14 protein-coding genes and 1 pseudogene are annotated in these 12,521 nt (G+C 42.5%); 8 read left to right on the top strand and 7 right to left on the bottom strand.

The genetic code is table 11. The annotated features are described in order from the left end of the window. Positions 1-10: 10 nt before the first annotated feature. The gene (locus K5Q22_RS01920) at positions 11-853 is read right to left on the bottom strand and encodes a VOC family protein (protein ID WP_205013293.1); all 843 of its coding nucleotides are present in this window, start codon (positions 851-853) and stop codon (positions 11-13) included. Between the two features lie 5 nt (positions 854-858). Continuing rightward, complete coding sequence (locus K5Q22_RS01925; RefSeq protein WP_024406679.1) at positions 859-1,398, bottom strand: NADPH-dependent FMN reductase; 540 nt, start codon at positions 1,396-1,398, stop codon at positions 859-861. Between the two features lie 206 nt (positions 1,399-1,604). Between K5Q22_RS01925 and K5Q22_RS01930 the strand changes: the two genes are divergently transcribed. Further along, positions 1,605-1,952, top strand: a complete 348-nt coding sequence (locus tag K5Q22_RS01930) for a helix-turn-helix domain-containing protein (RefSeq protein WP_105136384.1) — start codon at positions 1,605-1,607, stop codon at positions 1,950-1,952. 29 nt (positions 1,953-1,981) lie between these two features. Here K5Q22_RS01930 and K5Q22_RS01935 read toward each other — a convergent pair whose 3' ends face one another. Continuing rightward, positions 1,982-3,679 carry a M3 family oligoendopeptidase gene (locus tag K5Q22_RS01935; protein ID WP_205013292.1) on the bottom strand — a complete coding sequence of 566 codons (1,698 nt, stop codon included), beginning with the start codon at positions 3,677-3,679 and terminating at the stop codon, positions 1,982-1,984. Between the two features lie 136 nt (positions 3,680-3,815). Here K5Q22_RS01935 and K5Q22_RS01940 point away from each other — a divergent pair, with 136 nt between their 5' ends. The 3 genes and pseudogenes from K5Q22_RS01940 (at position 3,816) to nmlR (ending at position 6,101) form a co-directional block, all read left to right on the top strand. Next, positions 3,816-4,751, top strand: coding sequence for a manganese-dependent inorganic pyrophosphatase (locus K5Q22_RS01940; protein WP_205013291.1), 936 nt, complete (start codon positions 3,816-3,818; stop codon positions 4,749-4,751). Between the two features lie 353 nt (positions 4,752-5,104). Next, positions 5,105-5,594 (top strand): annotated as a pseudogene (locus K5Q22_RS01945) (phage tail protein). 96 nt (positions 5,595-5,690) lie between these two features. Then, positions 5,691-6,101: a stress response transcriptional regulator NmlR gene (gene nmlR, locus K5Q22_RS01950; protein ID WP_105116062.1), complete on the top strand. Its 411-nt coding sequence runs from the start codon at positions 5,691-5,693 to the stop codon at positions 6,099-6,101. A gap of 21 nt (positions 6,102-6,122) precedes the next feature. On the opposite strand, the gene K5Q22_RS01955 is transcribed toward nmlR, so the two are convergent. Then, positions 6,123-6,437: a DUF3270 domain-containing protein gene (locus K5Q22_RS01955; RefSeq protein ID WP_024384622.1), complete on the bottom strand. Its 315-nt coding sequence runs from the start codon at positions 6,435-6,437 to the stop codon at positions 6,123-6,125. Between the two features lie 160 nt (positions 6,438-6,597). Here K5Q22_RS01955 and K5Q22_RS01960 point away from each other — a divergent pair, with 160 nt between their 5' ends. Next, the gene (locus K5Q22_RS01960; RefSeq protein WP_024384623.1) at positions 6,598-7,527 is read left to right on the top strand and encodes a peptidase U32 family protein; all 930 of its coding nucleotides are present in this window, start codon (positions 6,598-6,600) and stop codon (positions 7,525-7,527) included. A gap of 121 nt (positions 7,528-7,648) precedes the next feature. Next, positions 7,649-8,935 (top strand): U32 family peptidase, encoded by a 1,287-nt coding sequence (locus K5Q22_RS01965; RefSeq protein ID WP_014637579.1) that lies wholly within the window; start codon positions 7,649-7,651, stop codon positions 8,933-8,935. Between the two features lie 20 nt (positions 8,936-8,955). Here the strand turns inward: K5Q22_RS01965 and K5Q22_RS01970 are convergent, their stop codons facing one another. Beyond that, positions 8,956-9,279: a hypothetical protein gene (locus tag K5Q22_RS01970; RefSeq protein WP_024384625.1), complete on the bottom strand. Its 324-nt coding sequence runs from the start codon at positions 9,277-9,279 to the stop codon at positions 8,956-8,958. Between the two features lie 91 nt (positions 9,280-9,370). Here K5Q22_RS01970 and K5Q22_RS01975 point away from each other — a divergent pair, with 91 nt between their 5' ends. Next, on the top strand, positions 9,371-9,586 hold the full coding sequence (locus tag K5Q22_RS01975; RefSeq protein ID WP_004194749.1) for a YdbC family protein: 216 nt from the start codon (positions 9,371-9,373) through the stop codon (positions 9,584-9,586). A gap of 11 nt (positions 9,587-9,597) precedes the next feature. Here the strand turns inward: K5Q22_RS01975 and K5Q22_RS01980 are convergent, their stop codons facing one another. Next, on the bottom strand, positions 9,598-10,137 hold the full coding sequence (locus K5Q22_RS01980) for a biotin transporter BioY (protein WP_205013290.1): 540 nt from the start codon (positions 10,135-10,137) through the stop codon (positions 9,598-9,600). A gap of 204 nt (positions 10,138-10,341) precedes the next feature. On the opposite strand from K5Q22_RS01980, the gene K5Q22_RS01985 reads away from it, so the two are divergent. Beyond that, entirely contained in the window at positions 10,342-11,079 is a 738-nt protein-coding gene (locus tag K5Q22_RS01985; protein WP_013730222.1) for a cyclase family protein, read from the top strand. Positions 11,080-11,129: 50 nt separating this feature from the next. Here the strand turns inward: K5Q22_RS01985 and gorA are convergent, their stop codons facing one another. Then, positions 11,130-12,479 (bottom strand): glutathione-disulfide reductase, encoded by a 1,350-nt coding sequence (gene gorA / locus K5Q22_RS01990; protein ID WP_044681823.1) that lies wholly within the window; start codon positions 12,477-12,479, stop codon positions 11,130-11,132. Between the last annotated feature and the right edge of the window lie 42 nt (positions 12,480-12,521).

The following is a 12,521-nucleotide window of genomic DNA, read 5'->3' on the forward strand; positions in this document are numbered from 1 at the left end:
CTTTTTTGTATTATTCTAAAACAAGCTTAGTTTTTATGCCATCCACATCGACAAAGGCTGCGCTATTGTCTAGTCTTTGAAGATTTAGGTTTGCGGCAATGGCACGATTCAAGGTTGCTTCAAATACTTCTGGATTGGAATAGATGACTGTATAGTAGGCAAGACCTGGCATGCCTTCTTGTCTGGTTTTCAGATTTTTTCCTCCCCATTCATTGACAGCTAGGTGGTGATGGTAATCGCCAGAAGCTAACCAGGATGCAGATGGGACGGAGAATTTATCCTCGATAGCTAGGACCTCTTGGTAAAATCGGCTAGAAGCTGCGCTTTCTCGGACAGATAGATGGATATGGCCCATGCGACTGCCAGCTGGCATCTGATAGGCAGCGTCAGCTTTTTTTCCTAAAGCATAGATAGCCTCTGCATCCATAGGCTCAGTAATGCCGACGATGCGGCCGTCTGGACGGACATCCCATGTGTCTTGAGGTAGGTCGCGGTAAATCTCGATGCCATTGCCTTCGGTGTCGGCTAGGTAAATGGCTTCACTGTAACCGTGGTCGCTGGCGCCTTGGAGGGGAATCTTATTGTCGATAAAGTGGTGGAAAATGGTCCCGAGGTCCTCACGGCTAGGTAGGACAATGGCCAAGTGGTAGAGGCCGTAGCTGTGGCTGACTTCGCCGTTCTGCTCTGTTTGAATCAGGCGGACAAGGGTGTTTTTTCCAACACCAAGGTCAATCTGCTTTGAGCTTTGGGAGAGAACTTGGAGCCCCAAGACTTGTTGGTAAAACAGGTTTTGGAGTTCTAAATCGCGGACGTTGAGGGCGACATGGCCCAGTTCAAATTGGGAATTGTACATAGGCATTAAGCTTCCAACAATGCTTGAGCTTGGGTCTGCAAACCGGCAATGGCTTCCTCTGACAAGACCAATTCTCCAGTTCCCCATGCTTCTGGGTTGACAGTTGTACCTGTAAATTCACCTACGACTTGCATACGAACAAATGGTAATAGAGCTTGGTAGCTAGCAAACATTTGGTCATGACCAGCGTTGGCAACAGATGATACGGTAACGACTTTGTCTTGAAGGGCAGATGGACCACGAGTATCTGACAAGTCAAGGGCACGGCTGAGCCAGTCAATCAAGTTTTTCACAGTACCTGGGATAGCAAAGTTGTAAACGGGTGAGAAAATCCAGATGGCATCTGCTGCCATAATGGCATCGCGTGCAGCTTGGACTGTTGGCAAGACAGGTGTCTCAAGGTCTTGGTTCATCAATGGGACATCTTTGTAATCAAGGTAGCTTACAGTAGCTTGACCTTCTAAAATGCTTTCTGCTTGTTTAGCCATTTGGTGGTTAAATGAACCTTCACGCAATGAACCGACGATAAATAAGATGTTCTTCATTTGTTTTTCTTCCTTCTTTGTAAAGATTTTTTTGAAAGTTGAGATAAGAGACATATATCCTCCTCTTAAGAAAATTCTTTCCTACTTTCGTAGTTTATGGTATGATTGTAGCAAATACAGTTCAAAATACAAGTACGATTTTTTTGAATAGTCACTATCTTTTTCTAAAGTAATGTGGCGATTCAAGGAAAAGAAGGAGGAGTTTGATGCCTGATTATCATACAAAAAATGTTTATGCCTGTCCTTACTTGGCAACGCAGACAGTCTTGTCAGGGAAATGGAATATTTTGCTATTGCATCATATTGAGGACGGACCGATTCGGTTTAATGAATTGCATCGGCGGTTAGAAGGGATTTCCCAAGCAACCTTGACCAAGCAGTTGCGGCAATTAGAAGAAGATGGCTTAATTACTCGAAAAGTCTATGCTCAAGTTCCACCAAAAGTGGAATATGAACTGAGTGAGATTGGCCAGGAATTTAAGTTGGTCTTGGAGCAAATCGAAACATTTGGGGAAAAATACATCAACTTTGTTAAATCAAAAAAATCTGAATGAGTCACTTGATTCATTCAGATTTTTGCGTTTTAGAGTTCATCATCCTTAACTGCATTTAACCAATCGGCCGCAGCTTTGGCGGTACTTTCGAGGGCACCTTCTTTGAATGGTGATTGGAGGTTTGCGGCTTCAACCACTTGCAAGAAGGACTTGGTGCCACCCAAATCACAGATGCGGATGTAGTCTTCCCAAGCATTTTCATCGTGATCTACTTGCGTACGTTTCCAGAATTGAAGGGCACAAACTTGGGCCAAGGTATAGTCGATGTAGTAGAATGGGCTAGCAAAGATATGACCTTGACGGTACCAGAAGATACCGCGGTTGAGGGCTTCTGACTCGGAATAGTCACGGTCTGGCAAGTAGAGATCTTGGAGTTTTTTCCAAGTTGCCTTGCGTTCTGCTGGTGTCATTTCTGGATGTTCATAGACTTCGTGCTGGAAGTGGTCCACCAAGACACCGTAAGGCAAGAAGAGTAGGGCGCTTGCCAAGTGGGTGAATTTATACTTATCTACTTGTTCCTTGAAGAAACGGTCCATCCACGGCCAAGTCATAAATTCCATAGACATGGAGTGGATTTCACAGGTTTCATAGGTTGGCCAGACAACTTCTGGACTTTGAATCCAACGGGAACGATAGACTTGGAAGGCGTGACCTGCTTCGTGGGTCAAAACATCAATATCACCGCTGGTTCCGTTGAAGTTAGAGAAGATAAATGGGCTCTTGAAGTCAGGGATATAGGTACAGTAGCCACCGCTGTTTTTTCCTGGTTTTGCGACCAAATCCAAGAGTTCATGCTCAATCATGAAATCAAAGAACTCGCCCGTTTCAGCGGATAATTCGCGGTACATGTCTTGGGCTTGGCTGACGATAAAGTCAGGGTCACCTTGAGGAATAGCATTTCCATCCAAGTACTCAAGGTTGAGGTCGTAGTGCTTGAGGCTTGGAACTTGCAAGCGTTTGGCTTGGCGTTGACGCAAATCTTGCACAATCGGTACGATGTGCTTGAGGATTTCTTCACGGTAGACCTTGACCATGTCACGATTGTAGTCGAAACGGTTCATCTTGAGGTAGCCGTATTCCACATAGTCCTTGAAGCCAAGTTTTTGGGCGATTTCTGTGCGGACTTTTACTAATTCATCATAAACACGGTCAAAATCAGCTTCCTTGCTTTCAAAGAAGGCAGTTGTGGCAGCAGATGCAGCCTTGCGGACCTCGCGGTCAGTTGATTGACCGAATGGCCCCATTTGGGCCAGGTTGTAAGTCTGACCTTGGAAATCAATCTCTGCACCAGCAATCAGTTTACTGTACTCATCGGTCAATTCATTTTCCTTTTGGAACAAGGGAATCACATCAGATGAGAAGGTCTTGAGCTTGTTTTCTGCCTGCATGAAGAAGGTTTGAGGCAAGATGTCTGACAGCTCTTCCTTATACGGCGTCTGAACAATGACACGGTAGTAGTTGGTGGTCAATTCTTCAAAGAGTGGCGAATATTCATTCCAAAACTTGGTTTCTTCATTGTAGAACTCATCGTTCATGTCAATGGTGTGACGAATCATCCAAAGATTGTACTGTGTATCGATGAAGCTGACTAATTTTGTAACGGCTGCCACAAGTGTGCGAGTTGTTTCCAAGTCACTTGCTTGAGCCAACTGGTCTGTTAGGTCAGAAAACTGAGCCTTGATAGCTTCATAATCTGGACGGACATAGGTATATTCAGAAAATTTCATATAGTTCTCCTTTTGCATTGCTACCTTCTATCTTACTCTTTTTGAAAACGTTTGGCAAATATGGACTCGTCCGTGTTCACAAGTCTTTCTATTTGTGGTAAAATGAAGAAGATTATTAGAAAATGAGGTTGTAGACATGTCTAAATTTTTAGTTTTTGGTCACCAAAATCCTGATACAGATGCCATTGCATCATCATACGGTTGGGCTCATTTGGAGCGTGAAGTGTTTGGTCGTGATGCGGAAGCTGTAGCATTAGGAACACCAAATGAAGAAACTGCTTTTGCGCTTGAGTATTTTGGAGTTACGGCACCGCGCGTGGTTGAGTCTGCTAAGGCAGAAGGCGTTAGCCAAGTCATCTTGACAGACCACAATGAATTCCAACAATCAATCGCAGACATCAAGGATGTGGAAGTAGCAGCTGTTATTGACCACCACCGTGTCGCAAACTTTGAAACGGCAAATCCATTATACATGCGTTTGGAGCCAGTAGGTTCAGCATCATCAATCGTTTACCGTGCCTTTAAAGAAAACGGAGTAACACCTCCAAAAGAAGTAGCTGGACTTCTTTTATCAGGTTTGATTTCAGACACACTCTTGCTCAAATCGCCAACTACTCATGCAACAGATCCACAAGTAGCAGCTGAATTGGCTGAAATTGCTGGTGTGAACTTGGAAGAATACGGCTTGGCACTCTTGAAAGCAGGTACCAACCTTGCCAGCAAGTCAGCAGAAGAATTGATTGACATTGACGCAAAAACCTTTGGTTTGAACGGAAATGATGTGCGTGTGGCACAGGTCAACACAGTGGACATTGTTGAAGTCTTGGAACGCCAAGCAGAAATCGAAGCAGCTATGACAGCAGCATCAGCAGCAAATGGCTACTCTGACTTTGTCCTCATGATTACAGACATCGTTAACTCAAACTCTGAAATCCTTGCGCTCGGTAGTAACATGGACAAGGTAGAAGCAGCTTTCAACTTCAAGTTGGAAAACAACCATGCCTTCCTTGCAGGTGCCGTTTCACGTAAGAAACAAGTGGTACCACAGTTGACTGACGCTTTCAACGCCTAATGAATTTTTCTACCGACCTCGAACGTGAAGTCGGTAGGAGACCTTACCTAGCACCTTCGGGTGCTTTTTTTCATTATCGTCATTTAGTTTATCTTTTATTACGTCGACGATCGAGGAAACGTCGTTTCCTTATTTCCAACTTCAAACATTCCACTGTAGTGTTTGAATTTGCCTTGCCTGATTGAAACAGTCTGGGGGACTGTTTCAAGTCAATGCCTAGAAACAAGAAAGCATTGAGTTATGCCTGCGGCTTTTGAAGCGAACTTGGTTCGCACTATCTCCAGCCTTCAAAGGTTCCCCAAACCTTTGAAGCGAGTACTAAAAGCAAACTAAAAGACTATAAAAGGAAAATCATGTCTTATACAGTAAATTTCAAAGAAGTCGAAACGACAGGTTTGGAAACTAGTCCAGTCGCAGAAGTCTTGGCCGGTCTGCGTGCCAATGAAGCCCGCTATTTCTGGAACAAATACAAGCAGGAGTATATGGTTTACACACCAGAAGAGAAGCCTGAAATCCTGCCCTTCATCGAGAAGGTATTGGCAGACTCCTTTTGCTTTGATAGTCACTCCCCTGACTATCAAACTCCCCTACACTCCACTCAATGTCGCTCAGCTTGAGGTAGACGGTATTCTCTGGTCATTTGTTTTTTATGACAATGGCCTGGCTGTCAATGTCCTCTATACGCTAGAAGAAGGAGGCAAACGAGCGGTCGGTTTCAAATTGTCAGATGGCATTGATATTCCCAAAGAATTTGAAGGCAAATTCAAGTTTGCCCGCCAACGCTCCAAACTAGCAGGCGAAATTCGTGGCACCTTCTTTGTGGTCAAGGGAGAATATTTGTAAGCAAGAATCTGGGATTTCCCAGATTTTTTTAAAATGGCTTGACTTGGAGTGGACTTCAAGGTGTATAATAAGCGAAAACAAAGAAAGGAGCCTGGAATGAATATCAAAGAAGTTAGTCAAGTGACAGGTCTATCGGCAGATACCATTCGCTACTATGAACGGATAGGACTTATTCCCAAAATTGCAAGAAAATCTTCTGGAGTAAGAGACTTTTCGGAAAATGATGTAGCCATTTTGGAATTTATTCGCTGTTTTAGGAGTGCGGGTATGTCTATTGAGCGCTTGATTGAGTATATGGGCTTGGTGCAGGCTGGAGATAGTACTGTGGAAGCTCGGATTGATTTACTAAAAGAGGAACAGGAAGAATTGCGGTCACGTTTGTCGGAAATTCAGCAAGCTCTAGATCGTTTAGATTATAAAATAGAAAATTACCAGACTATATTAAGAGGTGCGGAGAATCAATTGTTTGCAGACGGCAGTAGTTCATTCAAAAAAGGCAGAGGATAACTTCTCTGCCTTTATAATTCATTATTCATTTTTTCTTATAACTTGTTTGGGTTTAAATTTCTTCTTTAGCCCAATTTGAACCAAACGTAGTCCAAGAAAACCCGTCGCACTTGCCAATATGATGGCAATAAAAACAGGAATGCCTACGGATAGATAGACATAACTAGCGATGACTGTTATCAAACTAAAAAATGCGATATTAACAAAAAACAACAATTCCTTTAGACGTTCTTTATTGGTATTTTTTGCCTGATAGGTTTGAAAATTAGCCTTTTTCTCTTTCGGGATATACTCTTCGTACTGGTACTCATGGGACTGATAGTGTCTTAATGCCATATCGTCTCCTTTTCTGCTCCTTAAAGAATACCATAACATTGCTGAATTTTTATGTCATTTATATTACAATAATGTTACAAGAGAAAGATTAGAAAAGTCTGAACATTAAAATACAAGTAGTCACTTATCAGATATTTCTCTTTTTGATATAATTATCTTTATGGAAAAAATTATCATTACAGCAACAGCTGAAAGTATTGAGCAGGTCAAAGAACTGCTTGCAGCAGGAGTTGACCGTATTTATGTTGGGGAAGAGGATCATGCCCTTCGCATCCCAACAAATTTTACCTATGATGAACTCAGGGAAATAGCAGAGTTAGTTCATAGCGCAGGGAAGGAATTGACGGTCGCTGCTAATGCCCTCATGCACCAAGATATGATGGACAATATCAAACCGTTTATGGAGCTAATGAGGGAAATCAAGGTTGATTATCTGGTTGTCGGAGATACTGGAATTTTCTATATCAATAAACGTGATGGCTACAATTTCAAGTTAATCTATGATACGTCTGTCTTTGTGACTTCCAGCCGTCAGATTAACTTTTGGAAAGATCATGGAGCAGTAGAGGCTGTTTTGGCAAGAGAGATTCCATCAGAAGAACTCTTTGATATTGCTAAGAACTTGGAAATGCCAGCGGAAATCTTGGTCTACGGGGCCTCTGTTATTCACCATTCTAAACGAACCTTGTTACAGAATTACTACAATTTTACAAAGGCGGATGAAACAGATTTGTCACGTGGACGCGGACTTTTCTTAGCTGAGCCGAGCGACCCAGATAGCCACTATTCTATCTTTGAGGACAAGCACGGTACCCATATCTTTATCAACAATGACATTGATATGATGACCAAGCTGTCAGAATTAGATGAACATGGTTATCATAATTGGAAACTGGATGGTATCTATTGCCCTGGTCAGAACTTTGTTGAAATTGTTAAGCTTTTTGTTCAAGCAAGAGATTTGATTGAAAAAGGCGAATTCACTTATGATCAGGCCTTCCTTTTGGATGAACAGGTTCGCAAGCTCCATCCAGCTGAACGTGGCTTGGATACAGGCTTCTACGAATTTGACCGCAATAAGGTTAAATAAGTTTCAGTTTAATCATATATTTATTATTTTACTTACTCTATCCTGGCAGAGTTAGCTCTGCCCTAAGTTTCCGAATGAAACAACATCGTTATTCTATCCTGCAAATAGAAAGAAGTTTATTATGTCAAAAACATTAAAGCGTCCCGAGGTCTTGTCACCTGCTGGGACTTTGGAGAAATTGAAGGTAGCCATTGATTATGGTGCTGATGCTGTCTTTGTCGGTGGCCAGGCCTACGGTCTGCGTAGCCGTGCAGGGAACTTTACCATGGATGAGATGCGGGAAGGAATCGAATATGCCCATGCCCGTGGAGCCAAGGTCTATGTAGCTGCCAACATGGTCACCCACGAAGGCAATGAAGAAGGAGCGGGAGCTTGGTTCCGTGAACTACGAGACATGGGCTTGGATGCGGTTATCGTTTCCGACCCAGCCCTCATCGTTATCTGTGCAACCGAAGCACCGGGTCTTGAAATTCACCTGTCAACCCAGGCATCATCTACCAACTACGAAACCTTTGAGTTTTGGAAGGAATTGGGCTTAACCCGTGTCGTTTTAGCCCGTGAAGTGACCATGGAAGAGGTGGCTGAAATCCGCAAACGCACAGACGTGGAGATTGAAGCCTTTGTCCACGGAGCTATGTGTATTTCTTATTCAGGTCGCTGCGTCCTCTCCAACCACATGAGCAAACGGGATGCCAACCGTGGCGGCTGTTCCCAGTCTTGTCGCTGGAAGTACAACCTCTATGACCTCCCATTTGGCGAAGAACGCCGTTCGATTAAGGGGGAAATCCCAGAGGAGTTCTCCATGTCTGCGGTGGATATGTGTATGATCGACCATATTCCAGACATGATTGAAAACGGGGTCGATAGCCTGAAAATCGAAGGCCGGATGAAATCCGTCCACTACGTATCAACCGTAACCAACTGCTACAAGGCAGCGGTAGATGCCTATCTGGAAAGTCCAGAAAAGTTTGAAGCCATCAAGCAAGATTTGATTGATGAAATGTGGAAGGTTGCCCAACGTGAATTGGCGACTGGTTTCTACTATAGCCCGCCGAGTGAAAATGAGCAGCTCTTTGGAGCCCGGCGTAAGATTCCAGAATACAAATTCATCGCCGAAGTAGTGGCTTTTGACAAGGAAACCATGACTGCAACCATTCGCCAGCGTAATGTTATCAACGAAGGCGACCAAGTAGAGTTTTACGGACCAGGTTTCCGTCATTTTGAAACGACTATTCAGGACTTGCATGATTCAAATGGAGAAAAGATTGACCGTGCCAACAAGCCGATGGAACTCTTAACTATTAAGCTGGACCGTGAAATCTATCCTGGCGACATGATCCGTGCCTGCAAATCAGGTCTCATCAACCTCTACCAAGAAGATGGGCAATCCCTAACTATTCGTGCATAAACAAACAAAAGGCTGAAATTTCAGCCTTTTGTTTGTTGTTGAGAAGTCTTGATGCTATCTGGAACCAAGGTAACTTTTTTGATGTCCTCGATTTTTATAATGCTGGTAACCTGACGTTTGAAATTTTTCATGATAATCCGTTGGCGATTGGTATCATATTTCACAATGTCACCTGTGAAACTACGATCACCATAGATGACATGGACTGCAGCTTTTTTATATAAAGCCAGCTCCAAGTTATTCTTGATTTCTTCCTTGCTATCTGGCTCAATAGACTTAGGAGCTTTGCCATGTTCTAAAAAGACGGTGATCTGCTCGAAAATAACTTCTAAAAACCTCTTCATGGCATAATCCTTTCAAACTTGATATAATTATATTATCTAATTTTTATAAAAATGACAAGCTTTTTCGAATAGATAAGTGAGGAGGTAACAAATGGCAGAATTTACATTTGAAATTGAAGAAAAATTATTGGTTTTATCTGAAAATGATAAAGGATGGACCAAGGAGCTTAATCGAGTATCTTTTAATGGAGCACCAGCCAAGTATGACATCCGTACCTGGAGTCCTGACCATACCAAGATGGGGAAAGGGATCACTCTTAGCAATGAGGAATTTCAAGTTTTACTCGATGCGTTTGCTAATAAATAAATGAAAGAAGCCTAAGTAAAATAGGCTTCTTTTTTGATAACAGGTTGCAATAAACGATGACAAATCATGACTAGTGTAATTTTAGCTAAATCAGGAAGAATGAAAGGCAGAACAGTCCATCCGATAGTGTCAGTCCAACTGGCACCTGAAACTAGCTTAAATACAAAACAGCCGAGAAGGAAACAGATACTTGTTCCAAGTAGGCAGGCTAGAAAAATTGTAATTGGTGAGGAGTCTGATTTAGTGAGGGTAGAAGTGATGATAGTGTAGAGTAGAAACCCCCATAGAAAGCCAGATGCCGGTCCTGTGAGTGCAGCAAAGCCACTAGAAAAACCGGAAAAAACAGGTAAACCGATAGCGCCAAGAACTAGATATAAGCAGACACTTGTAATTGCCTCCTTGGGTTTGTATAGACAAGCTACTAAGCCGATAGCCAGGGTTTGTAATGTAAATGGTACAGGTCCAATAGACAGACTGATTTGTGAAAGGGTGGAAATTAAGGCTGTTCCAATAGCGATATAAACAAGTGATTTGATAGAAGTTGTTTTCATTTGTTATCCTTTTAAAAATTTATGGTTAACAAAAATTATAGTGAGATTGGATAAGAAAGTCAATGCTCTTTCATCGGCTGTAACAACTCTATAGGTGATTTTTATAACAACTAATAAGAAACTTATATAGTAAAAAAACAACAAATTATATGTAAAACAATCTATACCTATGCTAGAATAATAAAAAAGAAAGTGAGAATTTCTATGACAGAATTACTTGATATTTACCGTACTCTTAAATCTAAAACTTGGGTAGACTTGACTCACCAAATCAATGAAAAGAGCCCGCATTTCCCTGCGCTACCAGCTCTCGAAAAGAAAGCCCTATTTACTCATAAGGATGGCTTCTTTGTCGAACAATTTACGGTTGTGGGGCAGTATGGAACCCATATTGATCCTCCGATTCATTTTGTAGAAGGAGCTCGTTATCTTGATGAGATTGATTTGAAAGATTTACTCCTGCCACTCTACGTTATTGATAAATCAGCTGCTGTTATAGAAAATAATGACTATGAGATAACTAAGCAGGATATTTTAGACTTTGAGGCTGAATATGGCCCGATTGCGCCAGAATCTTTTGTTGCCTTTCGTTCGGATTGGTCAAAGCGCTGGCCTAGTCAAGATGCCATTCGTAATCTAGACGAAGATGGAGTTCAACGTACACCAGGATGGAGCCATGAAGCTTTAGAATATTTGATTGAAGAACGTCAGGTGAAAGCAGTTGGTCATGAAACATTGGATACCGATTCAGGAGTATCTGCAGCCAAACACGGAGGAAGTTTACCAGAAGAATACTATCTCCTATCAAAAGATATTTATCAGTTGGAAGTATTGGCAAACTTGGATCAGGTACCACCAACAGGCGCATTGATTTCAATCGCTTTTCCTCATTGGGAGAAGGCTTCGGGTTCACCAGTGCGAGCAATTGCTATATTACCATAAGAAAAAGTCCAGACAGTGCTGACCTTCATGTCTGGACTTTTTCAATTGAGTTAACGCATAGTAACAAATTCTTCAGAACCTGTCGGATGGATGGCGACAACGGCATCAAATTCTTCTTTTGTAGCTCCCATTTTGATAGCAACTGAGAATCCTTGAATCATTTCATCGACACCATAGCCAATGCCGTGCAGACCAACGACTTTTTCATTTTCTCCTACGGTTACTAATTTAAACTTGGCCATTTGGCGGTTGTTTTCTAGGGCAGTGTACATAGAAGTAAAGGCTGAAGTATAGACTTTTACATTGTCCTGACCGTATTGGGCAATCGCTTCGTCCTCAGTTAGACCAACGGTTCCGATAGCGGGGTGAGAAAAGACGACAGTTGGGATGGTTGTGTAATCCATTTTTGCGGTTGGTTTATTGTTAAATAAACGTTCTGCCAAAAGGCGACCTGCCTTGATTGCAACGGGTGTTAATTCTTTTTCACCAGTCACATCACCGAGGGCATAGATGCCTGGTACAGCTGTTTCTTGGTATTCATTGACAGAAATATGTCCTGAAGAAGTAAGTTGAACACTAGTTGCTTCTAGGTTGAGTTTGTCAATATTTGGTTTACGTCCAATTGCCCAAAGGACCTTCTGAGCAATATGGTTACTACCGTCAGCAAAGTTAATCTGGATTTGTCCATCATCAGTTTTTTCAAGACTGACAGGAGTTTTCCCGGTATGGAGTGGAAGATTGGTACGTTGCATTTCTTCCATCAAGGCATCAACAATGTAGGTATCAAAGCTACGAAGAGGGCGATTGCCACGAACAAAGAGGTCAGTTTGGACACCGAGTCCATGTAGGAGACCGGCCATTTCCACAGCGATATAACCAGCACCAATCACAGCCACAGAAGAAGGTAATTCTTCCCATGCAAAGACATCGTCAGATACAATCCCTAGCTCACTACCAGGAATAGCAGGGACTACCGGTTTGGCGCCAGTTGCGATGACAATGTGTTTTGCACGAATCAGCTCACCATTGACTTCAACCGTTTGATTGTCCACAAAACGTGCGAAACCCTGGATAACTTCTACTCCGTTATTGTTAAAAGTATTACCGTAGGATGCGCGTGAACGCTCAATATAGGCTTCGCGATTTTTACGCAAGGTGGCAAAATCAAAGGTCACCTCTTGGCTAGTAAATCCATATTCAGGTCCATAATGCTGGATAGCTTCTGCTACCTGAGAACCGTACCACATAATTTTTTTGGGTACACAGCCAAGGTTAACACAGGTCCCTCCTAGATAGCTTCCCTCAATAACTGCTGCCTTGGCACCGTACATAGCGGCTCGGTTCATGGTAGCAATGCCTCCGCTTCCGCCTCCGATAGCGATAATATCAAACACTTTCATAAATTTCCTCCAATAAAATCAGTAACTATATTCATTGTAACG

Origin of the sequence: Streptococcus sp. 2018162 (assembly GCF_019754175.1) — a bacterium.
In the GTDB taxonomy this organism is placed as follows: Bacteria; Bacillota; Bacilli; order Lactobacillales; family Streptococcaceae; genus Streptococcus; species Streptococcus hashimotonensis.

Bases quoted from the DNA above. Each gene is read 5' to 3' on its own strand.
- gorA (WP_044681823.1), bottom strand. From the start codon at position 12,479: ATGAAAGTGTTTGATATTATCGCTATCGGAGGCGGAAGCGGAGGCATT.
- K5Q22_RS01970 (WP_024384625.1), bottom strand. From the start codon at position 9,279: ATGAAGAGGTTTTTAGAAGTTATTTTCGAGCAGATCACCGTCTTTTTA.
- nmlR (WP_105116062.1), top strand. From the start codon at position 5,691: ATGAATATCAAAGAAGTTAGTCAAGTGACAGGTCTATCGGCAGATACC.
- K5Q22_RS01985 (WP_013730222.1), top strand. From the start codon at position 10,342: ATGACAGAATTACTTGATATTTACCGTACTCTTAAATCTAAAACTTGG.
- K5Q22_RS01955 (WP_024384622.1), bottom strand. From the start codon at position 6,437: ATGGCATTAAGACACTATCAGTCCCATGAGTACCAGTACGAAGAGTAT.
- K5Q22_RS01925 (WP_024406679.1), bottom strand. From the start codon at position 1,398: ATGAAGAACATCTTATTTATCGTCGGTTCATTGCGTGAAGGTTCATTT.
- K5Q22_RS01940 (WP_205013291.1), top strand. From the start codon at position 3,816: ATGTCTAAATTTTTAGTTTTTGGTCACCAAAATCCTGATACAGATGCC.
- K5Q22_RS01980 (WP_205013290.1), bottom strand. From the start codon at position 10,137: ATGAAAACAACTTCTATCAAATCACTTGTTTATATCGCTATTGGAACA.
- K5Q22_RS01960 (WP_024384623.1), top strand. From the start codon at position 6,598: ATGGAAAAAATTATCATTACAGCAACAGCTGAAAGTATTGAGCAGGTC.
- K5Q22_RS01935 (WP_205013292.1), bottom strand. From the start codon at position 3,679: ATGAAATTTTCTGAATATACCTATGTCCGTCCAGATTATGAAGCTATC.
- K5Q22_RS01920 (WP_205013293.1), bottom strand. From the start codon at position 853: ATGTACAATTCCCAATTTGAACTGGGCCATGTCGCCCTCAACGTCCGC.
- K5Q22_RS01975 (WP_004194749.1), top strand. From the start codon at position 9,371: ATGGCAGAATTTACATTTGAAATTGAAGAAAAATTATTGGTTTTATCT.
- K5Q22_RS01930 (WP_105136384.1), top strand. From the start codon at position 1,605: ATGCCTGATTATCATACAAAAAATGTTTATGCCTGTCCTTACTTGGCA.
- K5Q22_RS01965 (WP_014637579.1), top strand. From the start codon at position 7,649: ATGTCAAAAACATTAAAGCGTCCCGAGGTCTTGTCACCTGCTGGGACT.